This window comes from Pseudomonas sp. WT-JTC (genome assembly GCF_056711565.1).
In genome coordinates, this window is record NZ_CM160042.1 from 621,301 (window position 1) to 643,504 (window position 22,204).

Consider the following 22,204-nt stretch of genomic DNA (forward strand, 5'->3'; position numbering starts at 1 on the left):
TCACATTGAATAAGCTGTTGGCTCTTATCCGGTCATCAAGGAAATTTAAAATGGCTGAATTGCATGGAAGCAATACGCTGGAAACTTCTGGAAGTCTACGCACGGAAAACAGGGGCGTTCATTACAGTCGTGTATTGGATGTTGTACCGAGCGCTGTTAAAGATGCATCGATATCGAGGTTGAGAACCATAGAAGGTTTGCAGCCGCAGATACCCGAGTGGTACAGCGCCGCGCGACATATTGACCGCCAGTACCTGAAGCAGTTGATTAACGAGCGATGGCGCTTGCAAGGCGTTCTGGACAAGACCCTGGGTAACTTGCAGCACGACATCAATACATTTGCCGAACCCTTGATCAAAACCGCACTGCGGACGAACTTCAATACCGATGTGAACATCAATGAGTTCACTGTGCAGCTTGATGTGCCGATCACTATTATTCTTGGAATTGATACAGGTGGCAGTCGCGTGCGGCGCTCCACACTGCTCGAAGCTGCATTGCATAATTTCGAGGAATCGGAAACCACCGAAGGCGCATGGCGAAACACGGCTGGTATCTATCGCAAGGACCAATACGGCGGCCTTGCGCTCGACCCGACGATCACGTTGCCAAGGTTCACGTCGCTATGCCGGAGCCTGGACATCGGCGGGCAGTATCAGCAACACCTCAAGTCCATTCTCTTGCCCGAAAGCGCCGCGGCGCGGCAGACCTTGCAGCAAGGTGCAGTCGCCAGTGAGAAAGCGGCCTTTGAAGTGGCGGCACTGATCGCAAGATTGAAGGGCGATATCAGCGATCACGCGTATGGCAAGCTCCGTCAGGTGGCTGAAGGTCGTCCGGGAGTCACCCTGTATCAACGCCCGTTACTGCCTCACCGCTTGTCGCTGATGGGGTTCAGGATGACCGGCATCGTGCTGTTCAGTGCGGTCAGCGAGCCGTCGCAGATCAAACGGACCATCGATGCGTTGACCCCCGCCGAGCTGAAATTCTGGCTGGAATGGTCGCACCGAGTCCCTGTGTTACCCAACCAGGCGTACGAGCAATACAAGCTGTTGCAAGCATTCTTTGCCAATGGTCCCCAGGGCGTGACCGAAGAGTTGGCTCGCAATGAAGATATCTACCATCAGAGCCGATTGTCCGGCCCGTTGATTGCCTATATTCCGGATGATCCAGACCATCCCTTGAAGGAGTATTCGTCGCTGACCGAATTTATGAAGACGCTGATCGGTCAACTGCTGAGTACGGATTACCAGGCCTTTTTCAGCCGGTTCGTGGCACAAAAGGACAAGGGACGTTTTTTCGCCCGCGCCAATGAACGCTTCAAGACTTTCACCTGGCATCAACGCGAACCGCTGGATATGGGGCCATGGTGGCGTGAAACCGCAGTCGAGAACCCGAATGCCGAACCTGTCACCAATGCGATCGATGGTGATCTGTGGGTAACGCTGTTTATCGAACGTCGCAACAAGGCCATCGCCGACGCCAGGGTCATTGCGGTGCCCACCGGTGATGAAGATGCGACAGCCCGCTTCAAGCGCTTGACCAGTTACCTGGAACTTGGCTGGAACATCTTCAATTTCACCGCAATGCTGGTGCCGGGTCTGGGCGAGGCCATGCTCGGCGTCATGGTCGCGCAAATGCTTGCCGAGGTAACGGAGGGCATCGAGGACTGGAGCAAGGGAGATAAGGAGGAGGCCGGCAGATACTTCAATGACGTGTTGATCAATTTTGCGCAGTTGGCAGCCATGGGCGCGGGGCATGTACTGCCCGGTGGTGCTCCGACTGCAATCAAGCCTTCGTCATTTGTCGAGGGTCTCAAACCCGTGGAGATCGGCGACAAGGGGCGTTTGTGGAGCCCTGACCTCGGTCCCTATGAACGATCGATCGCATTGCCCGATGGGGCGAGGGCCAGTGACACAGGGCTGTACCGTCATCAGGATCAGGACCTGCTGCGGCTCGACGACAAGTACTACGAAGTCAAGCAGGACCCGGACACTGGTCGGTATCGGCTGCAACACCCGACTCGCGCCGATGCGTATAAGCCGCGGGTGGAGCACAACGGTGCCGGCAGTTGGAAAACCGAACTCGATCAACCACTCGAATGGGACAAGGAGCAAGTACTCAGGCGTCTGGGCGCTTCGGTGGATGGACTCTCCGATGAAACCCTTGAGCAGGTTATGACCGCCAGCGGCGTGCACGAAAATGTGCTGCGCCGACTTCACGTCGAACACGAGACCCCTCCGGCGCTGTTGGCCGATACCCTCAAGCGCTTCAAGGCCCTTGCCGATGCGCAAGCTTGCGCAGAGCAGATTCTGGCCAACCGGATCGGTGAGGAATGGGCCGATTACGCCGTGCGATCCATGACCGAAATGGACGGCTGGCCCAGTGACAAGGCCATTGAGGTCTTCCAGGGGCCGGGTCTGACAGGGGCCGCGATCAAGGAAGGCTATGCCGGGGCGTCAGCGGCCAATACGTTGCAGATGACCTGGTCGGACTTGTTGGTGGGGGCGCTGCCCGAGCGTGTGGTGGGGTTCCTGGACGAGCGGGAGCTTCGCGAACTGCTCGACGAGTGGTTATCCGGTGACGCACAGAAGCGTGCCCAGGCATTGCGTGAGCAATGGGCGGCACAGGTACGCCAGCGCAAGCGGCAGTTGTTCGACCTTCTGTACCGTCGTCGGACCCGTTCGGACGATCCTTTGGTGAACCTGCTCAAGGGCGATTTTGCAGATATCTCGGTCAGCCAGGCGCAAGAGCTGCTGGGTGAGGCGCACCCTTGCGACATGCAACACCTGACCGAAAAGAAACGTGTGCCATTGCGGCTGGCTCAACAGGCCCGGGAGGCCGCCGAACAATTGCGGATGACACGGGCCTATGAAGGCCTTTACCTCGACGGGTTGCACAGCGCTGACACTGCGCGTCTGGAGTTGCATTCCCTGGCGGCTCTGCCGGGCTGGCCGGGGGATGTGCGTGTGGAGGTTCGTGAGTATTCATTCGGGGGAGCCTTGATTGACAGTATTGGCCCTGTCGACGCACCGATCCGCAAAGTGCTGATCCTGGGGGAGGATGGCAAATACGAAGCACGGGACGACAGAGATCAACACCTGCACGGCGCAGACAATGTGTATGCCGCGGTGCTGCATGCGTTGCCGGATTCGCAACGAACAGCCCTGGACTTCGAAATCCATGAGGCAGCAAGGCTTGAAAGGCTGGTGCGAGCGCGACCGTTGGCGCGCCAGAAGCTTGAGCGGATTCTTCTGGAAAACCCCATTCGCAAACCGGCGTACGACCCGGCAGTCATGCGTCTTCGCGGTGGCATGCCAGGGTATGCGCGACTTTCGCCTGAACGGGAACTGCTGCAGCGTCGGACGACATCGCTCTATCCAGGCTTGAGCAACGACCAGGTCGGGATACTGCTGGAGCAATTCGAGCAGAACGGCGGATCTGCGAGCCAACGACTGACAGCACTTGAAACCGAATTCAACCGCTTCAACGCAACCATGCAGCGCTGGATGAACTCGCCAACCGAGTCTTTTCGTTTCAGCCCGGCAGGCGTGGCAGAGTGGAACTCGCGCAATCAGGTCTATCAGGCGCTCAGGCAATGCTGGCAGAGAACCGGGCCCGGAGGGGCTGAGGTGCCGGGCATTATTGCGCCTCAAGCGCTGGTGCTGGATGGCATGCCCTTGGGGCAGCACCTGGCGACACTTCCGAGGCTGGAGGCCAATTTCGATCACGTCACCGGCCTGGGTTTGCGCAACGCCGGCATCGGTCCGGGCGAGGAGCATTTCCTGCAGGCATTTCGCCAGGTGCGTCACCTGAATCTGCAAGGCAATCGTTTGACCCGGCTATCGCAGGGGATCGGTGATATGCGCCATCTCACCCACCTCGTCCTCAACGACAACATGATTGAACTGGATGCGCTGGCGGTAGCGCGGCTGAGACACATGACTCAACTCAGATGGCTGGACTTGCAAGGTAATCCATTGAGACTCGCCCCCGACATCAGCCAGATGCCTCATCTGCAAGTAGTAAGACTGAACGGAACAGGGTTGAGCAGTTGGCCGGTCGGGCTGTTTTCCCAGCCACGTCCGCGCAGTATTTTCATGGATCTGCGCAGCAATCCGATCAATCAGATTCCGCAAGTCGCACCGGGTTCGTTCCGCGCCGAATTGCTGGCGCGCACATTCATCAGCCGTGAACCTCAATGGCTCTCCGAGGAAAATCTGGAGACCCTCAAGCTGTATATCGAGTCGGTTGGCATGGACCCTGAGCGGCCGTATCCGCCGATGGGCACGGTGGACAGTTCCGAATGGGGGGAAGGAATTTCAGAGGCGCAGTGGCGGGCCAATCAACAGATATGGAATGCGGTTGAAGATGAGTTTCATTCGGAGTCCTTTTTCAACGAAATCAACCGGCTCACCCAATCCGCCGACTTCAGGGCTGGCGGTCTATATCGCAAGGAGCTGACGGCTAAAGTCTGGCGAATGCTGGAGGCGATGGCCGAAGACACTGAGCTGAGAACGAAGCTCTTCAGCGAGGCTGCGACACCCACGCAGTGTGTGGATGGCGGTACGCAGCTGTTCAACGCCATGGGGGTCGAGGTGCTCGTTAAAGAAGCCTACGACTTGATCCGCCCGGATCTGGTTGAGCCTCAACTGCTCGAACTGGCGCGGGGCAAATCCCGGCTCGATGAGCTGGGAGCCATTGCTCGCCAGCGAGTGGCTGAACGGTTGGCGGCGGGCGAGGGTTTCACGCGCGTCGACGCTCAAGGGAACGTCAGCGGCACCATCGACGAGGTCGAAGTTCACCTGGCGTACATGACGGAACTTGCCGAGCGCCTGGATTTGCCGTGGCAGGCGCGTGGCATGCAGTTTCGCAATATTGCCGGGGTGACAAAGGAGATGATCGAGGCGGCATTCCAGCGAATCACCGCCCTGGAGGAAGGCGATCTGCTGCGTGCGCGGATCCTCGAGCAACCGCTCTGGAGAAACTGGCTGGAGAGTGAGTACGAGGAAATCCTGAACGGGTTCAAGCGTCGTGTCGACGTCGTTACGGACTTATACGATGCCTTGCAAAGACGGACTGAAGGAACAGGCCTTTCTGTTGCGCAGAAGGCTGAGCTGGAGGTGGAAATCAAGGCGCTGGCGGTAAAGGCCGGAAGACCGGAAAACGAATTCGCTCCTGGCCGTGTCATGACCGAGGAGCAATACACCCAAGCCTTGAGTGACATCGACACTCAAATGAAGGCACAGATGAGCACACTCACCCAGCAGGCGATGGACCGGGCGGGGCTGCAACGGGTGGATATCCCGTTCACGATCGATCCCGACTATTCGGTTTAGCTGCACATGAAGCCTCGAGCCAAGGGAGTGAGCCTTGGCGTCGAGGCTTTTTTTGCACAGCGGACAGGCTCAGAACAGGAAATACCGCTGGGCCATTGGCAGGGTTTCAGCCGGTTCGCACCACAGCAACACGCCATCGGCCTTGACCTGATAGGTCTGCGGATCGACGTCAATGTTCGGCAGGTAGTCGTTGTGGATCAGGTCGGTTTTCTGCACGTCGCGGCAACCTTTGACCACGGCGATTTTCTTTTTCAAACCCAGGGCTTCGGGCAAGCCTGCATCCTGCGCCGCCTGGCTGATGAAGGTCAGGCTGGTGGCGTGCAGCGAACCACCGAAGCTTGCGAACATCGGGCGGTAGTGCACCGGTTGCGGCGTCGGGATCGATGCATTGGCGTCGCCCATCAGGCTGGCCGCAATGGCACCGCCCTTGAGAATCAGCGTCGGTTTCACACCAAAAAACGCCGGGCGCCAGAGCACCAGATCCGCCCATTTACCCACTTCGACCGAACCCACTTCATGGCTGATGCCGTGGGTGATCGCCGGGTTGATGGTGTACTTGGCGATGTAGCGTTTGGCGCGGAAGTTGTCGTTGCCTTCACCATCACCGGGTAGCGGCCCGCGTTGTTTTTTCATCTTGTCGGCGGTCTGCCAGGTGCGGGTGATGACTTCACCGATCCGTCCCATGGCCTGGCTGTCCGAGCTGATCATCGAGAACGCACCGAGGTCGTGGAGGATGTCTTCGGCGGCAATCGTCTCGCGGCGAATCCGGCTTTCGGCGAAGGCCACGTCCTCGGCAATGCTCGGGTCGAGGTGATGGCAGACCATCAGCATGTCGAGGTGTTCATCGATAGTGTTGCGGGTGAACGGCCGGGTCGGGTTGGTGGAGCTCGGCAGCACATTGGCAAGACCGCAGGCCTTGATGATGTCTGGCGCGTGACCGCCACCGGCACCTTCGGTGTGATAGGTGTGAATGGTGCGGCCCTTGAAGGCGGCAATGGTGGTCTCGACGAAACCGGATTCGTTGAGGGTGTCGGTGTGGATCGCCACCTGCACGTCGAACCGGTCGGCCACGCACAGGCAGTTGTCGATGCTCGCAGGCGTGGTGCCCCAGTCCTCATGCAACTTGAGGCCGATGGCGCCGGCCTTGACCTGCTCGATCAAAGGTTCCGGCAGGCTGGCATTGCCCTTGCCGGTCAGGCCGATGTTCATCGGGAACGCATCGGCGGCCTGGAGCATGCGCGCCAGGTGCCACGGCCCGGAAGTGCAGGTGGTCGCATTGGTGCCGGTGGCCGGTCCGGTGCCGCCACCGATCATGGTGGTGACGCCGCTCATCAATGCCTCTTCGATCTGTTGCGGGCAGATGAAGTGGATGTGGGTGTCGATGCCGCCGGCGGTGAGGATCATACCTTCGCCAGCGATGACTTCGGTGCTGGCGCCAATGGCGATGTTGACGTTGGGCTGGATGTCCGGGTTGCCGGCCTTGCCGATCGCCGCGATGCGTCCGTCCTTGAGACCGACGTCTGCCTTGACGATGCCCCAGTGATCGATGATCAGCGCGTTGGTGATCAGGGTGTCGACCACCTCGGCGGCCAGCAACTGGCTCTGACCCTGGCCGTCACGGATGACTTTACCGCCACCGAATTTCACTTCTTCGCCGTAGGTGGTGAAGTCCTTTTCCACTTCGATCCACAACCCGGTATCGGCCAGGCGCACCTTGTCACCGACGGTGGGACCGAACATGTCGGCGTAGGCTTGACGGGAAATCTTCATTCGTTCGCCCTGGAATTCAATTGAGTTTGAGACTGTTCGCTTCGCTCACAGATTCGCGAGCAAGCCCGCTCCCACATTCGATCGCGTTCCCCTGTGGGAGCGGGCTTGCTCGCGAAGGCGTCAGTGGGGACATCGCATTACTTAGAGGTCACCCATGACCCGCCCGGCAAACCCGAACACCCGGCGATGCCCGACCAGATCCACCAGCTCGACCTCGCGGCTCTGCCCCGGTTCGAAACGTACCGCCGTGCCGGCCGGGATGTTCAGGCGCATGCCGCGACTGGCGGCACGGTCGAAAGTCAGGGCGTCGTTGGCTTCGAAAAAGTGGTAATGCGAGCCCACCTGGATCGGTCGGTCGCCGCTGTTGGCCACCTTCAGGCTGAGGGTGCGCCGGCCAACGTTGAGCTCAATCTCGCCGGACTGGATCTGGTATTCACCGGGAATCATCAATGGGCTCCTTGGAGAATCTTGTAGTAGAGGGCGGTCGGCTTGTAGCGGCCGCTCGGGTCGCAGGCGTAATCGGGAATCTCGCCGGCGCGGGTATAGCCCAGCGACTGGTAGAAGTCTTCGGCGGGCGAACCGGCCTCGGTGTCGAGGTAGAGCAAGCCGCGCTTGTGCTGCAGGGCGGCCGCCTCCAGAGCGCTCATCAATTGCTGGCCCAGCCCTCGCCGCCGCGCATCTTCGCGCACCAGCAACTTCTGCACTTCGGCACGGTTCAGGCCGTTGGCTTTCTGGCACAGGCTCAGCTGTACGCTGGCCTGCACCTGCTCGTCCTCGTCCTTGACCACCACCCACAGCAACACACGGCCCTTGTTCAGGTTGTCCTGGACCTCATCGAACCAGGCATGGGCCTGAGTCGCATCGAGGTCAGCCATGAAGCCGACACTGGCGCCATGGCCGACAGCATCGAGCAGCAGGTCGATCAGGCCCTGGCGGTAATGCGCAAAGCTTTCAACGTTGACGCGTCGCAGTTGGGCGGCGTTCATCGGGCATTACTCCTGGTCGATGCCTGGCGGCTGCGCGCCGGGGTTGAGGGTCAGTTGCATGAACGTCAGGTCCAGCCAGCGGCCGAACTTGGTGCCGACCTGAGGCATTTGCCCGGTGGTGATAAAGCCGATGCGTTCATGCAAGCGAATGGAGGCCGCGTTGCCGCTTTCGATGGCGGCGACCATCACGTGCTTGCCGCAGCCTTTGGCACGTTCGATCAGCGCTTGCATCAATTGCGGGCCGAGGCCGTTACCGCGCTGGTCGCTGCGCACGTAGACCGAGTGCTCGACGGTATGGCGGAAACCGTCGAATGGCCGCCAGTCGCCGAACGAGGCATACCCGAGCACGGTGTTGTCGGCATCGACGATCACCAGAACCGGATAAGCCTGGGATTGCCGGGCGCTGAACCAGGCCTGGCGGTTGCCGAGGTCGACTGTCTGTTCATTCCAGATCGCCGTGGTGTTGAGCACCGCGTCGTTGTAGATGTCGCGGATCGCCGGCAGATCGGCATGCACGGCATCGCGGATGTGGTAAGTCATGGCGCGACCTCAGGCGATGGGTTGGTGGACGGTGACCAGTTTGGTGCCGTCGGGGAAGGTGGCCTCGACCTGGATTTCCGGGATCATTTCCGGGATACCTTCCATCACTTGTTCGCGGGTCAATAGGGTGGTGCCGAAGTGCATCAGGTCGGCCACGGTCTGGCCGTCGCGGGCGCCTTCGAGCAGTGCGGCGGAAATGTAGGCCATGGCCTCCGGGTAATTGAGCTTCACACCGCGAGCCAAACGCCGTTCGGCCACCAGGCCAGCGGTGAAAATCAGCAGCTTGTCTTTTTCGCGTGGGGTCAGGTCCATCGTAGACATCCATCCGGGCAGATTAAAAAGAGTGGGATCTGCTCCCACAGAAAGCAATTCAGGTATTCCATATTCTGGGTGCTACAGCCTCGCGACCCAGCAGGGCGGGGCGTAACAACTTCCAAAGTTCAATCAGCCAGCCTCGTGCCAACAGCGCCTCACTGGCCAGGCACCGGGCAATCAGCAATCCCGGCAACTGGGTCAAATCCCCGCGCACGTCGTTGGTCAGCGAACGGCACTTCTCCAGCAGCTCGCTATCAATTTCACCCGTCACCAGCAACGTCGCAAACACCGGTTGCCCATCCAGCCCGATAGGCGAATCCAGCAGACCGTCCGCACCGACAATGCGCTGGCGTTCATGCCAGAGCAACTGACCGTCGCGGCGAATATCCAGATGTGCCTGGAAATGCCCAAGTTCGAAACGCTCGCCACTGGCCGGGCGCCCAAGGGCCACGACGTCCCAGTAGAACAGCCGTGCATCGCCCTCAAGGTCGATGGACGTGCTGAGTTCAGCCTGGGCAGCGCTGAAAATGATCGTCTCCTGGGGCAACCATTCCAGTGTCGCGCCGGCCGCCACCTTCAATTTCAGCTGCTGATAAGCGGGACCGGCGGCGCGATACCATTTGGCCGCGCCGGGGCTGGTGATTTGTGCCCAGGCATCGCCATCGACGAAGGCCGAGATGTCCAGCCGATCACCGCCGGCAATTCCGCCGGGGGGGTGGACGATGATGTGCTGACAGACTTCCGGTCCCTCGGCATACAGGTGTTTTTGCACCCGCAACGGACCTTTGTGCCGGCGCTGGACCGGGCGAGTGGTGTTGTCGAACCTGGCGTAGCCCAGTTCCAGTTCGGCGTGCCAACTGGGGGTGAACAAGGCACCGGAAGCGGGAAGAGTCATGGTCAGTGCTTATCGTGAGGTCATCAGGATGTTGCAAAGGCTGTGCCGCAAGATATTGCAGGCAAGAGGTGGCGGTTAAATGTATTGGCGCACCAATAGTGTGCGCGGTTGCAGGTTTGACGCGACAAATTGGTGCCTTGCCTCCCGAGGCGCTCCGCTTCGGGAGGTTCCGGCTCGGTGAGTACGGAGCGTGACGACTCAGATCGTAACGAGCCCGCGTACACCTTCTGCTTCCATGTTTTCTCCGCGCCCCTGTTGCACGATTTCGCCCCGGGACATCACCAGGTATTGATCGGCCAGTTCAGCGGCGAAATCGTAGAACTGCTCCACCAGCAAAATCGCCATGTCACCCCGGGCGGCGAGTTTTTTGATCACGGCACCGATCTCCTTGATCACCGACGGCTGGATGCCTTCGGTGGGCTCGTCGAGGATCAGCAGGCGAGGGCGACTGGCCAGCGCACGGCCAATGGCCAATTGCTGTTGCTGGCCACCGGACAGGTCGCCGCCGCGCCGTTGCTTCATTTGCAGCAACACCGGGAATAGCTCGTAGATAAACGCCGGAACTTCCCTGGCTTCGCTGCCGGGAAACCGCGACAGTCCCATCAGCAGGTTTTCTTCCACGGTGAGGCGGCCGAAGATCTCCCTGCCCTGCGGCACGTAGGCGATACCGGCATGCACCCGCTGGTGCGGCTTGAGCGTGGTGATCGGCTTGCCGTCCCAGTTCACTGCGCCTTCCCTGGCCGGTAGCAGGCCCATCAGGCATTTGAGCAGGGTGGTCTTGCCCACGCCGTTACGCCCGAGCAGGCAGGTGACTTCACCGACCTTCACGTCAAACGTCAGGCCGCGCAGGATGTGGCTCCCGCCGTAATACTGGTGCAGTTTGTCGACTTGCAGCATGTTCAAACTCTCCTCATTCCCTGTAGGAGCGAGCTTGCTCGCGAAGAACCGGAGGATGACGCGTTCATCCAGTCAGCCCGCGTCATCGTTAACCTCCATCGCGAGCGAGCTCGCTCCTGCAAAGAGCAATCAGCGTCCAAGATAGACTTCGATCACCCGCTCGTTGTCCTGCACCTGTTCCAGCGACCCTTCGGCCAGCACGCTACCCTGGTGTAACACCGTGACGTGGTCGGCGATCGAGCCGACGAAGCCCATGTCGTGTTCCACCACCATCAGCGAGTGCTTGCCGGCCAGGCTCTTGAACAGCTCGGCGGTGAATTCGGTTTCGGCGTCGGTCATGCCCGCGACCGGTTCATCGAGCAGCAGCAATTGCGGGTCCTGCATCAGCAACATACCGATCTCCAGGAACTGCTTCTGGCCGTGGGACAGCAGGCCGGCCGGGCGATTGACCGAGCTGGTCAGGCGAATGGTCTCCAGCACGTCGGCGATGCGGTCTTTCTGCTCGCCGCTCAAACGCGCCCGCAGGCTGGCCCACACCGACTTGTCGGTGTTCTGCGCCAGCTCAAGGTTTTCAAACACGCTCAAGGCTTCGAACACCGTCGGCTTCTGGAACTTGCGGCCGATACCGGCCTGGGCGATCTGTACTTCGCTCATCTGCGTCAGGTCCAGGGTTTCGCCGAACCAGGCCTTGCCGTGACTGGGCCGGGTCTTGCCGGTGATCACGTCCATCAGCGTGGTCTTGCCCGCGCCGTTGGGGCCGATGATGCAGCGCAGTTCACCAACGCCGATGTACAGGTTCAGATTGTTCAGCGCCTTGAAACCATCGAAGCTGACGCTGATGTCTTCCAGGGTCAGGATGGTGCCGTGGCGCGTATTCAGGCCTTTGCCGGCGCGCTCGCCGAGACCGATCGTATCGCGGCTGGTGCCGGCGTCCTTGTTGGGCTCCACGGGGAAAAAGGCTGGCTCAAGCATGAATTCAGCCGTCGCAGTGACTCTCATGATTCACCTCTCTTTTTCAGCAGACCGATCACACCCTTGGGCAGGTACAGGGTCACGACGATGAACAGTGCGCCAAGGAAGAACAGCCAGTATTCGGGGAACGCCACGGTGAACCAGCTCTTCATGCCGTTGACCACACCGGCGCCGAGCAACGGGCCGATCAACGTGCCGCGCCCACCCAGAGCCACCCACACCGCGGCTTCGATGGAGTTGGTCGGCGACATTTCACTCGGGTTGATGATCCCCACTTGCGGCACGTACAGCGCACCGGCCAGGCCACACAACACCGCGCTCAATACCCAGACGAACAACTTGAACCCGCGCGGATCGTAGCCGCAGAACATCAGGCGGTTCTCCGCATCGCGCAGCGCGGTCAACACCCGGCCGAATTTGCTCTGCGCCAGCCGCCAGCCGATGTACAGGCTCGCCACCAGCAACAGCACCGTGGCGAAAAACAGCACCGCGCGGGTGCCCGGCTCAGTGATGCCAAAGCCAAGAATCGTGCGGAAGTTGGTGAAGCCGTTGTTGCCGCCAAAGCCGGTTTCGTTGCGAAAGAACAACAACATGCCGGCGAAGGTCAGGGCCTGGGTCATGATCGAGAAGTACACGCCCTTGATCCGCGAACGGAAAGCAAAGAAACCGAACACCAACGCCAGCAGCCCCGGCGCCAGTACCACCAGGCACAAGGTCCAGAGGAAGCTGCTGGTGCCGGTCCAGAACCACGGCATTTCGGTCCACGACAGGAACGTCATGAACGCCGGCACACCATCGCCCGAGGCCTGGCGCATCAGGTACATTCCCATGGCATAGCCGCCGAGGGCGAAGAACAGGCCGTGGCCGAGGGACAGCAGGCCGGCGTAACCCCACACCAGATCGAGTGCCAGTGCGACGATGGCGTAGCAAAGTATCTTGCCCACCAGCGTCAGCGTGTAGGCCGAAACGTGCAGCGTGTTGTCCGGCGATAACAGCGACAGCAGCGGTAACGCCAGCAGCAGAATGAGGATCACCGCGCCGACGGCAATCGTGATTTTCGGGCCGGCCTTTTGTGTGGCCTTGAGCATCAGGGGCTGGTTCATCAGTCGATCACCCGTCCTTTGAGTGCGAAGAGGCCTTGCGGACGTTTCTGGATGAACAGAATGATCAGCGCGAGGATGAGGATCTTGCCGAGCACGGCACCGATCTGCGGTTCGAGAATCTTGTTGGCTATGCCTAAGCCGAATGCGGCCAGCACGCTACCGGCCAACTGACCGACACCGCCGAGCACCACCACGAGGAACGAGTCGATGATGTAGCTCTGGCCGAGGTCCGGGCCGACGTTGCCGATCTGGCTCAGGGCTACGCCGCCGAGGCCGGCGATACCCGAGCCGAGGCCGAAGGCGAGCATGTCCACGCGCCCGGTGGGCACGCCGCAACAGGCGGCCATGTTGCGGTTCTGGGTGACGGCACGCACGTTGAGACCCAGGCGTGTCTTGTTCAGCAGCAGCCATGTGAGCACCACCACGAACAGCGCAAAGGCAATGATGACGATGCGGTTGTACGGCAGCACGAGATTGGGCAGCACCTGAATCCCGCCCGACAGCCACGCGGGGTTGGCGACTTCGACGTTCTGCGCGCCGAACACCAGGCGAACCAGTTGAATCAGCATGAGGCTGATGCCCCAGGTGGCGAGCAGGGTTTCCAGCGGACGGCCGTAGAGGTGGCGAATCACCGTGCGCTCCAGCGCCATGCCGATGGCCGCGGTGACGAAAAACGCCACGGGCAGCGCGACCAGCGGATAGAACTCGATGGCCTGCGGGGCGAAGCGCTGGAACATCAGTTGCACCACGTAGGTCGAGTAGGCGCCGAGCATCAGCATCTCGCCGTGGGCCATGTTGATCACGCCGAGCAGGCCGAAGGTGATTGCCAGGCCGAGGGCGGCGAGCAGCAGTATCGAGCCCAGCGACATACCGCTGAATGCCTGGCCGAGCATCTCGCCGACCAGCAGTTTGCGTTTGACCTGGGCGAGGCTGGTCTCGGCGGCAGTGCGCACGTTGGCGTCAGTTTCGATCCCGGGATCGAGCAAGCCTTCGAGGCGGGTACGGGCCAGTGGATCACCGGTTTCGCCGAGCAGACGCACGGCGGCGAGGCGCACGGCCGGATCGCTGTCGACCAGTTGCAGATTGGCCAGTGCCAGGCTGAGGGCGGCATGAACGCTCTCGTCCTTCTCGCCCGTCAGTTGCCGGTCGAGGAATGCAAGCTGCGCAGGTTTGGCGCTTTTCTGCAATTGCTGTGCGGCGATCAGACGGATTTTGGCGTCGGCGGCGAGCAACTGATGACTGGCCATGGCTGTGTCGATGAGGCCCCGCAGACGGTTGTTCAGGCGCAGGGTTTTCGGCTGGCCATCGACTGTCAGCTCGCCTTGTTGCAGGGCGTTGATCAACTCGATACGGGCCGGATCAGGCTGCGCAGCCCAGGTTTCCAGCAGCCTGGCTTGCTGCACGGGATTGGCGGCTACGAAGTCTTCGGCGTCGCTGGCGTGAGCGGCCATCGGTAACAGCAGGGCGATGGCGAGGAACAATCGGTAGATGGCAGTGGGCATAAAGAGTCGCCTTGCTCGGACTAAATGTGGGAGCGGGCTTGCTCGCGAAAGCGGTGAGTCAGTCACATAAATGTTGGATGTGCCGCCGTCTTCGCGAGCAAGCCCGCTCCCACAGGGAGTTGTGTTGGGCCTGAATAATCGTCAGGCCCAATGGCTCAGTTGCTCTTCACCGCATACTCCGGCTTCTTGTCGTTGCCCGGGATGAACGGGCTCCACGGCTGGGCGCGGATCGGTCCTTCGGTCTGCCACACCACGTTGAACTGACCGTCAGACTGGATCTCGCCGATCATCACCGGCTTGTGCAGGTGGTGATTGGTCTTGTCCATGGTCAGGGTGTAACCGGACGGCGCGGCAAAGGTCTGGCCGGCCAGGGCTTCGCGGACTTTGTCGACGTCGGTGGACTTGGCTTTTTCCGCCGCTTGCGCCCACATGTGGATGCCGACATAAGTGGCTTCCATCGGGTCGTTGGTCACGGCCTTGTCGGCGCCCGGCAGGTTGTGTTTCTTCGCGTAGGTCTTCCAGTCATCGACGAACTTCTTGTTCACCGGGTTCTCGACCGATTCGAAGTAGTTCCACGCCGCGAGGTTGCCCACCAGTGGCTTGGTGTCGATGCCGCGCAGTTCCTCTTCGCCGACCGAGAACGCCACGACCGGAACGTCGGTGGCCTTCAGACCCTGGTTGGCCAGTTCTTTGTAGAACGGCACGTTGGAGTCGCCGTTGACGGTGGAGATAACGGCCGTCTTGCCACCTGCCGAGAACTTCTTGATGTTGGCGACGATGGTCTGGTAGTCGCTATGACCGAACGGGGTGTAGACCTCTTCGATGTCCTTGTCGGCCACACCTTTGGAGTGCAGGAACGAACGCAGGATCTTGTTGGTGGTGCGCGGGTAGACGTAGTCGGTGCCGAGCAGGAAGTAGCGCTTGGCGCTGCCGCCTTCTTCGCTCATCAGGTATTCCACCGCCGGGATTGCCTGCTGGTTCGGTGCGGCGCCGGTGTAGAACACGTTTGGCGACATCTCTTCGCCTTCGTATTGCACCGGGTAGAACAACAGGCCGTTGAGTTCTTCGAACACCGGCAGCACCGATTTGCGCGACACCGAGGTCCAACAGCCAAATACCACGGCGACCTTGTCCTGGGTCAGCAACTGACGCCCCTTCTCGGCGAACAGTGGCCAGTTAGACGCCGGGTCGACCACCACAGGCTCGAGCATCTTGCCGTTCACGCCGCCCTTGGCATTAATCTCGTCGATGGTCATCAACGCCATGTCTTTCAACGACGTTTCGGAAATCGCCATGGTCCCGGACAACGAATGCAGAATACCGACCTTGATGGTCTCGGCGGCCTGGACAGTCCAGGTCATGCCCATCGCGGCAATGGATGCCGTGAGTGTGAAAGCCTTGATCAAACTGCGACGCTTCATTGTGCGATCTCCATGAACATTGAGTTTTTATGGTTGGCAGATGCGGACGACTGAAGGGTGTTTTGCAAGGGCTGTGCCTAAGGGGGAAAACAGTCTATTCAGAGCGGTCGCCGACGGACGAGTCCTGCGCGCCGCACCATGCTCGGGCGCGCAATGCCGGGCAGGGCACGGCTGTGCGCCCAAGTGGTGCCTGGCGATATACATATGTACCGCTCCGGGATTTTTGCACTGGATAACCTGAGTGCTCACTTAAGTCTGTATTCAGGTTGGAGCACTTTCATGGATGAGAACAAAGCCCCGAACAATGCCGCGCCTCTGATGAGCCGCGAATTTCTCTCGGCCGATGACGCGGCGCGGTATGCACACGAACAGGTTGGCCAACGACGTGACCGCAAGTTTGTCGCGATGATTTTCAAGCGCGGTGCACAGAGATTTGTCGTCACCGAGCCGGTCGAAGCCGGGGACCACTTGCTGGAAACCCAGCTGTTCGCGGTGGACGGACGAGGCCGGCCGGTCTATCCGGCCAATCATCAGTTAGACAGTTGGTTCTACTCGCACCAAGCGCTGTCGACCCTCGATGCGGCGCAGATACAGCGCCTGAAGTGGTCGCGCATGGACGCGACCGTGAGCTTGCAGATGTTCAGCATCCACGAGTTGTTCCATATCGTCACGTCAGATGTTCCGGCCTATTTGTCCGGGGCTGAAGACAGCCTGTTGTGGTTCGAGGAAGACAGTGCAGGCTGGCAGAGTCTGTTGCAGCGTCTTGGCACTCCGGCTAACCCGGGGCCTCTGGCGCAAGGCCTTGAGCAGGGCAGTGTCCTGCCGGTCGAGTTCGTCCGGGAGGTGGCGCAGGCAGGCACATTGCGGATAGTCGTCGACAACACGCCATGGGGATACCGGGGCAAGGTAACCGGTCAGTGGAGTCCGTTACCGACGCTTGGCGAACGGCCGGTGCCACAACAGGTGGCCTACGGCGCGATTTTTTCCTCGGCGGATGAAGCCGCGCAGGACCGTTTCTCCCGAATGAGGGGCCAGACCAACCAGGAGCAGACCTGGTTCGGCTTTATCCTCAAGCAGCAGGGCAAGGAGGAGTACGTCGCGACGGAGCTGGTGGCGGTCAATGGTGTTCGTGACAAGCTGTTTTCACGTCGCAGTCTCTTTCCCCTTACCCCCGACTTCATGGAGCTGGTCGCGCCGGAATCCTTCAAGCGCCACTCCTATTTTTATTCGCGTCAGCGGGTCACCCATACCCGCCCCAATCGTGAATGGCTGGCCAGGCACTTCATCGTGCCCAGAGATCTGTTCATTGTCGTGTATGACTCCCGACGACCACCCATCGTCGAAAGGCCCGGCGCGATCCCAACTTATATCGGCACGCAGGACGGTGCACTGCTCAAGTACACCCTGCGCCCGAACAGCAAGCTATTCGATAACGACACACCGAACATGGGGCTGGAGGATGTTCAGTCCAACCTGGCCAACGGAAAACTGACCTCCAGCGATTTTGTGAAGGTGGTGGCCAACAGTGGCGCATTGAGCGTCTTGCATACCAATGCTGTGTGGGACAGGGAAGGCCCGGTCGACATCAACTGGCGTCCCGCCCTGAATCTGGAGCGATGCCAGTTGAGCGCGGCCTTCGCGACGGCCGATGATGCGGTGTTGTCCGCGCGCTCCCGAATTCCGGCTGACACCGACAGGGTCTATGGCGGTCTGGTATTGAAGCGTCCGGACGGCTTGTTTGTCGCCACTCAACCAGTAATTGCGCTCCATGAGGATTTCGCTGTGGAGTGGATCTTCCCGGACGAAAGCATCGGCGCGGGGCTTTTTCCTGCCGGTTGTTACATCGTCGGCCGTTACCGTTCGCGCCAGAGCCGGACTGTGCCGGTGATCCTTGAAGAAAAGCAGAGGCAACTGTACCTCAACATGCTCTCGGTCAAGGTTGTATACACCGCGTTCAACCGAGGCGGGCGGTTTCTGGACGAATACCTGTTCGGGCCGGATGGTTCGGTGATCCGTTACCGTTGCGGGACCTGGAGGCAGTTGCATGCCGATCTGGCCCGCGCGCTGAACGGTTATGGCAACCTGCCCCACGACCTGGACGCGGAGTGGATCAGGAAGCGTATCCATGAAGGGGATTTGAGCCCGGTCGAATGGATCGACTCGCTGGCAAGGAATGGCTATTTGCAGGTAGTGGTCGGCAGCCCGACCTGGGGTGTGCCACGTACAGTCGATCAGCTCGCTGTCGCCCTTGTTGAGCCCGACACACTTTCGCCTGCCACAGCGAGCAGCGAGCCGCGTTACAGCCCGATGTTTGCTCAAGAGTCCGCCGCAGCCCGGTTTGCCCATGAGCAGGCGGGCGAACGTGCGGTCCCCGGTTTCGGGTTCATTTTGCACAACGAGCGCCTTGGCACCTATCACAGCACTTTACCGGTGGCGGTGCAGGACTCGGCACTGGCATATGACCGTGTCTTTCCCGAAGGGCAATTGCCATCGGGTTACATCGTTTCAAGCGTTTATCTATGTGCCGCGCGCAATGAGAACGACGCAGGTGATGACGAGTTCGGGAGCTTTTTCTTCTCGCCCATGGCAGTGCATCAGGTATTGGCAAGGGCCAGGGTCAGCAATGGTTACAAACCTGTTTATTTTTCCTGTGCCGATGGTGCACTTTTGCAATTTGAAACAGCCTACTACACGCCAGGGGTACCACCCGAACTGGACAGTCAGTCGGAGAGACTCCTAGGCACTTTTGGCTCGTTCGAACAGGCGCGCGCCGACCTGCGTAATATCAGCCTGCGCACCTTCACTCTGGGCGATTACATCCAGCGCATGGTCAAGTTCGGGAGACTGGAGGTTCTGGTATCCAGTGATTGCTGGGTGAAGGGTTATGTGGCGCGATACTGGCAACCGCGTCATCCGGGCATGTCCGAGCAGGAGCTCTGGAGCTGGAAGCCTGAACTGCCCATGGGGCCGATATTCCATCATCCCGACGATGCTGCCAGCTACATTCAGCGGCGCGCGGGAAGCGCCTACACGCAGACGACCACCTACGAGAGCGCCATCGTGGCCAAACCCGATACCTATTCCTATTGCGGACTGGAGCCATTGCCGCAAACGGATGAGAGCCTTGCCGGCCTCGGTCGGATCTTCCGCACGCTCACGGATCCTGATACCACCCGCAGAAATGAAGTCCCCCGCTTTGCGCCAGGCTACAAACTGATGGCGAGCCATCAGCTCTACCTGTCGGGCGTCTCTGCGTTGGCAGCAGATGAAGAGCAGGTCTACAGCAGCTTCACTTCGCCGACGCTGATGCGCCTTCATACTCATGCCTTGAAGGCTAAAGGCTTCAACATCAGTGCGTACTACTACTCGACGCCCCATGGTGCGCTGATCAAGTACGTACCCGAAAATACGCAGGTTGAAAAGGAGCTGTTGCTGACCCGCCAGGTCGATTTGGTCGACGGTCGGTGGGAAACGAAATTGTCGATGGCGGATTTCATTTCGAAACTGGCTGAAATCGGCGAGTTGCGGGTATTGCAGGCGGCCGCTTTCTGGAACCGTACGGGGCGGTTGGGTCAAAACTGGAAGGTCGTTCGCCGCCAGTTGCCACTGGCACCGGTCAGGTTTCAGCGCGACGAGTTGTAACTGCGCAAGGTTCGTGCGCTACGTCAGCAGCGACGCATCAGGCCGATAAAGAACAGCCCGCCAATCGCTGCGGTAGCGATGCCAATAGGCAAGTCTTCCGGGGCGATCAGCGTGCGGGCAGCGACATCGACCCACATCAGGAACACGCTGCCGAGCAACAGACAAACCGGCAGCAACCGACGATGTTCGGCACCCGCCAGTCGACGCGCAATGTGCGGCACCATCAGCCCGACAAAGCCGATGGAGCCGCTGATCGACACCAGTACACCGGTCATCAGCGAAGCGATCACGAACACTCGCAGGCGCACTGCACGGGCATTCAGGCCCAGGGTGACGGCGGTCTGTTCTCCGGCCATCAATGCGTTCAGCGGTCGTGCCATGCCGAGCAACAGAACCAGCCCGAGCAACACACTCAGTGCCGGCACCGTGAGCAGCTCCCAGCGCGCCAGCCCGAGCCCGCCGAGCATCCAGAACATCACCGCGGAACTGGCGCGATGGTCGCCCATGAACAGCAACAGATTGGCGATCGCCATCATCACGAACGAGACCGCCACGCCGCACAGCAGCAACCGGTCACTGTCCAGGCGCCCGTGGCGACTGGCGATCATCAGCACCACCAGCATGCTCAGTAACGCACCGATGAATGCGGCAATCGGCAACGTCAGCAGGCCGACGATTTCGCCGACATGCAACACCACAATCACCGCGCCGAGGGTGGCGCCGGAGGTAACACCGAGCAGGTGTGGATCCGCCAACGGGTTGCGTGTCACCGCTTGCAGTACCGCGCCGATCAGTGCCAGCCCGGCGCCCACCAGCGCACCCAGTAACATGCGCGGCACGCGGATCAGCCAGACAATGTGTTCCTGGCCGGCGCTCCAGTCCTGCACGCCGATGCCGAACAGTTTGTGCAGCAGGATCCGCCACACCACGTCCACCGGCACCCGAGCCGGGCCGAAGCCCAGCGACACCACGCACGACACCAGCAGCACGGCGCCCAGGGCGATCAGCAGTAGCGCAAAACGACGATTGATCATTCGCCGTGGAAACCTTTGGCGAGGGTTGCCACTGCCAGCACATTGTCGATACCCGGTGTGGCCTGCACGTAAGGGATGACGATGAAGCGCTGGTCCCTGATCGCATCCACCGATTGCAGCGCCTTGTTGTTCAGCAGGAACCGGATCTTCTGTTCGGCGGTGATTTCGCTGTAGTCGACGATCACGATCACCTGCGGATTGCGCTCGACCACGGTCTCCCAATTGACTCGGGTCCAGCTCGCGTCGACGTCATCGAGGATGTTGCGCCCGCCAGCGGCGTCGATCAGCGCTTGCGGCATGCCGAGGCGACCGGACGTCATGGCGCGGTCTTCGCCGCTGTCGTAGAGGAAAACCCGGGGTTTTTCCACCGGCAAGTCATTGCCGATCTCTGCGACCTGATTCTGCATGTCGGCGATGAGCGCGTTGGCGCGATCCTGCACGTCGAAGATTTTGCCGAGGTTGCGCAGGTCGTTGTAAGTGTCTTCCAGGGTCGCGGCAGGGCGCTTCATCACGAAGGCGCAGGACTCGGTCAGCTCATACACATTGATGCCCAACGGTTGCAGGGTTTGCGGGGTGAGATCGCCGCCGACGCGCATGCCGTAGTCCCAACCGGCGAAGAGGAAATCGACGTTGGCATCGAGCAGGGTTTCCACCGACGGGTATTTGGCCGCCAACTCCGGCAGGCCGTCGAGAATGCTCTGCATCTCGGGCGTCACGGCCTTCCAGCCGCTGATGCCGCTATAACCGGCCATCCGTGGCTTGAGGTCGAGGGCGAGCATCATCTGGGTCATGTTGATGTCGTGGCTGAGTGCGTGTTGCGGTGCCTGCTTGAAGGTCAATTCGCGGTTGCAGCTTTTGATCGTCAGCGGGTAGTGGGTGGCTTCGGCCAATGCCTGGACGCTGCCCAGCAGCATCGCGAGAGAGAGGCAGGAGCGCAGCAGGGAACGCAAAGTCATGGTTGGGTTATCCAGGTGATTCGTGGGTAGCCGTGCAGCGGATGTTCATCGATCAGCGCTTCGACGCCAAACACATTGCGCAGCAGCACAGCCGTCAGGACTTCTTTCGGCGTACCGCTGGCGACGATACGGCCATGGTTGATCACGTACAGCCGATCACAAAAAGCCGCAGCCAGGTTGAGGTCGTGAATGCTCGCCAGGGTGCCGATGTTCAAGCGCTTGACCAACTTCAAAAGCTCAAGCTGATATCGCGGGTCGAGGTGGTTGGTCGGCTCGTCGAGGATCAACAACTGAGGTTGCTGGACCAGGGCGCGGGCGAGGATGACTCGCTGTTTTTCACCACCGGAGAGAGTGGCGAACCCGTGGTCTTCGAAGCCCCCGAGACCGACTGACGCCAGGGCCTGGTTGATGAGGTTCGAGTCTTCAAGCGTGTCGCCATCAAACAAGCCTTTGTGCGGCGTGCGGCCCATGGCGACCACCTCAAAGACGGTCTGGCCGAAGGCATCAGGGAACTCCTGCAACACCACGGCGATGCGTTGCGCACACCAGCGCGAGGATTGCTTCCAGACATTCCAGTGATCGAGCATGACCTCGCCGTGCTCCGGTTTGTTGAAGCGCCAGGCGCAACGCAACAGGCTGGTCTTGCCGCTGCCGTTGGGGCCGATCAGCCCGACGAACTCACCGGCGGACACGTGCGCAGAGACATCACGCAACTGGAACTGGTGATGGCAATGGCCGTGACCCAGTGGGGACCAGGTGAGGCTTGTCAGATTCAGCGAGGTCATGCAGTAACTCTTGAGGTGATGCTGATGGCCCCTTCGCGGGCAAGCCCGCT

The 22,204-nt window shown here is 60.4% G+C and carries 16 protein-coding genes; 2 read left to right on the forward strand and 14 right to left on the reverse strand.

All coding sequences use genetic code 11. The features are described 5' to 3' along the window. Window positions 1-50: 50 nt before the first annotated feature. Complete coding sequence (locus AC06G5_RS02735; RefSeq protein WP_480458950.1) at window positions 51-5,336, forward strand: NEL-type E3 ubiquitin ligase domain-containing protein; 5,286 nt, start codon at window positions 51-53, stop codon at window positions 5,334-5,336. A gap of 69 nt (window positions 5,337-5,405) precedes the next feature. On the opposite strand, the gene ureC is transcribed toward AC06G5_RS02735, so the two are convergent. From ureC to urtA, 11 genes are all read right to left on the reverse strand, one after another. Continuing rightward, entirely contained in the window at window positions 5,406-7,106 is a 1,701-nt protein-coding gene (ureC, locus tag AC06G5_RS02740) for an urease subunit alpha (RefSeq protein WP_413703662.1), read from the reverse strand. A 141-nt stretch (window positions 7,107-7,247) separates the two neighbouring features. Then, window positions 7,248-7,553 (reverse strand): urease subunit beta, encoded by a 306-nt coding sequence (locus AC06G5_RS02745; protein WP_413703661.1) that lies wholly within the window; start codon window positions 7,551-7,553, stop codon window positions 7,248-7,250. Then, window positions 7,553-8,092: a GNAT family N-acetyltransferase gene (locus AC06G5_RS02750; protein WP_413703660.1), complete on the reverse strand. Its 540-nt coding sequence runs from the start codon at window positions 8,090-8,092 to the stop codon at window positions 7,553-7,555. The genes AC06G5_RS02745 and AC06G5_RS02750 overlap by 1 nt, the downstream gene beginning before the upstream one ends. A 6-nt stretch (window positions 8,093-8,098) precedes the next feature. Then, entirely contained in the window at window positions 8,099-8,632 is a 534-nt protein-coding gene (locus tag AC06G5_RS02755; RefSeq protein WP_413425476.1) for a GNAT family N-acetyltransferase, read from the reverse strand. 9 nt (window positions 8,633-8,641) lie between these two features. Continuing rightward, window positions 8,642-8,944: an urease subunit gamma gene (locus AC06G5_RS02760; protein WP_007945249.1), complete on the reverse strand. Its 303-nt coding sequence runs from the start codon at window positions 8,942-8,944 to the stop codon at window positions 8,642-8,644. Between the two features lie 58 nt (window positions 8,945-9,002). Next, window positions 9,003-9,842, reverse strand: a complete 840-nt coding sequence (locus AC06G5_RS02765) for an urease accessory protein UreD (protein ID WP_413425478.1) — start codon at window positions 9,840-9,842, stop codon at window positions 9,003-9,005. A 198-nt stretch (window positions 9,843-10,040) separates the two neighbouring features. Further along, window positions 10,041-10,739, reverse strand: a complete 699-nt coding sequence (gene urtE / locus AC06G5_RS02770; RefSeq protein WP_413425480.1) for an urea ABC transporter ATP-binding subunit UrtE — start codon at window positions 10,737-10,739, stop codon at window positions 10,041-10,043. Between the two features lie 129 nt (window positions 10,740-10,868). Next, window positions 10,869-11,738 carry an urea ABC transporter ATP-binding protein UrtD gene (gene urtD, locus AC06G5_RS02775; RefSeq protein WP_413425482.1) on the reverse strand — a complete coding sequence of 290 codons (870 nt, stop codon included), beginning with the start codon at window positions 11,736-11,738 and terminating at the stop codon, window positions 10,869-10,871. After that, entirely contained in the window at window positions 11,735-12,814 is a 1,080-nt protein-coding gene (urtC, locus tag AC06G5_RS02780) for an urea ABC transporter permease subunit UrtC (RefSeq protein WP_413425484.1), read from the reverse strand. Before urtC ends, urtD begins: the two co-directional genes overlap by 4 nt. After that, window positions 12,814-14,316, reverse strand: a complete 1,503-nt coding sequence (urtB, locus tag AC06G5_RS02785; RefSeq protein ID WP_413703659.1) for an urea ABC transporter permease subunit UrtB — start codon at window positions 14,314-14,316, stop codon at window positions 12,814-12,816. The genes urtC and urtB overlap by 1 nt, the downstream gene beginning before the upstream one ends. Before the next feature lie 155 nt (window positions 14,317-14,471). Further along, window positions 14,472-15,737, reverse strand: coding sequence for an urea ABC transporter substrate-binding protein (gene urtA, locus AC06G5_RS02790; RefSeq protein ID WP_413425488.1), 1,266 nt, complete (start codon window positions 15,735-15,737; stop codon window positions 14,472-14,474). A 204-nt stretch (window positions 15,738-15,941) separates the two neighbouring features. On the opposite strand from urtA, the gene AC06G5_RS02795 reads away from it, so the two are divergent. Then, entirely contained in the window at window positions 15,942-19,379 is a 3,438-nt protein-coding gene (locus tag AC06G5_RS02795) for a hypothetical protein (protein ID WP_480458951.1), read from the forward strand. A gap of 23 nt (window positions 19,380-19,402) precedes the next feature. Here AC06G5_RS02795 and AC06G5_RS02800 read toward each other — a convergent pair whose 3' ends face one another. Genes AC06G5_RS02800 through AC06G5_RS02810 form a run of 3 tightly spaced genes read right to left on the reverse strand, consistent with a single transcriptional unit; the run spans window position 19,403 to window position 22,154 of the window. Beyond that, a complete protein-coding gene (locus AC06G5_RS02800; RefSeq protein WP_413703657.1) occupies window positions 19,403-20,413 on the reverse strand; it encodes a FecCD family ABC transporter permease in 1,011 nt (336 codons plus the stop codon). Beyond that, window positions 20,410-21,369, reverse strand: a complete 960-nt coding sequence (locus AC06G5_RS02805; RefSeq protein ID WP_480458952.1) for an ABC transporter substrate-binding protein — start codon at window positions 21,367-21,369, stop codon at window positions 20,410-20,412. The genes AC06G5_RS02800 and AC06G5_RS02805 overlap by 4 nt, the downstream gene beginning before the upstream one ends. After that, window positions 21,366-22,154, reverse strand: a complete 789-nt coding sequence (locus AC06G5_RS02810; RefSeq protein ID WP_413703655.1) for an ABC transporter ATP-binding protein — start codon at window positions 22,152-22,154, stop codon at window positions 21,366-21,368. Before AC06G5_RS02810 ends, AC06G5_RS02805 begins: the two co-directional genes overlap by 4 nt. Between the last annotated feature and the right edge of the window lie 50 nt (window positions 22,155-22,204).

Excerpts from the sequence above, each read along its gene's own strand:
- AC06G5_RS02735 (WP_480458950.1), top strand. The coding sequence starts at position 51 with ATGGCTGAATTGCATGGAAGCAATACGCTGGAAACTTCTGGAAGTCTA.
- ureC (WP_413703662.1), bottom strand. The coding sequence starts at position 7,106 with ATGAAGATTTCCCGTCAAGCCTACGCCGACATGTTCGGTCCCACCGTC.
- AC06G5_RS02745 (WP_413703661.1), bottom strand. The coding sequence starts at position 7,553 with ATGATTCCCGGTGAATACCAGATCCAGTCCGGCGAGATTGAGCTCAAC.
- AC06G5_RS02750 (WP_413703660.1), bottom strand. The coding sequence starts at position 8,092 with ATGAACGCCGCCCAACTGCGACGCGTCAACGTTGAAAGCTTTGCGCAT.
- AC06G5_RS02755 (WP_413425476.1), bottom strand. The coding sequence starts at position 8,632 with ATGACTTACCACATCCGCGATGCCGTGCATGCCGATCTGCCGGCGATC.
- AC06G5_RS02760 (WP_007945249.1), bottom strand. The coding sequence starts at position 8,944 with ATGGACCTGACCCCACGCGAAAAAGACAAGCTGCTGATTTTCACCGCT.
- AC06G5_RS02765 (WP_413425478.1), bottom strand. The coding sequence starts at position 9,842 with ATGACTCTTCCCGCTTCCGGTGCCTTGTTCACCCCCAGTTGGCACGCC.
- urtE (WP_413425480.1), bottom strand. The coding sequence starts at position 10,739 with ATGCTGCAAGTCGACAAACTGCACCAGTATTACGGCGGGAGCCACATC.
- urtD (WP_413425482.1), bottom strand. The coding sequence starts at position 11,738 with ATGAGAGTCACTGCGACGGCTGAATTCATGCTTGAGCCAGCCTTTTTC.
- urtC (WP_413425484.1), bottom strand. The coding sequence starts at position 12,814 with ATGAACCAGCCCCTGATGCTCAAGGCCACACAAAAGGCCGGCCCGAAA.
- urtB (WP_413703659.1), bottom strand. The coding sequence starts at position 14,316 with ATGCCCACTGCCATCTACCGATTGTTCCTCGCCATCGCCCTGCTGTTA.
- urtA (WP_413425488.1), bottom strand. The coding sequence starts at position 15,737 with ATGAAGCGTCGCAGTTTGATCAAGGCTTTCACACTCACGGCATCCATT.
- AC06G5_RS02795 (WP_480458951.1), top strand. The coding sequence starts at position 15,942 with ATGTACCGCTCCGGGATTTTTGCACTGGATAACCTGAGTGCTCACTTA.
- AC06G5_RS02800 (WP_413703657.1), bottom strand. The coding sequence starts at position 20,413 with ATGATCAATCGTCGTTTTGCGCTACTGCTGATCGCCCTGGGCGCCGTG.
- AC06G5_RS02805 (WP_480458952.1), bottom strand. The coding sequence starts at position 21,369 with ATGACTTTGCGTTCCCTGCTGCGCTCCTGCCTCTCTCTCGCGATGCTG.
- AC06G5_RS02810 (WP_413703655.1), bottom strand. The coding sequence starts at position 22,154 with ATGACCTCGCTGAATCTGACAAGCCTCACCTGGTCCCCACTGGGTCAC.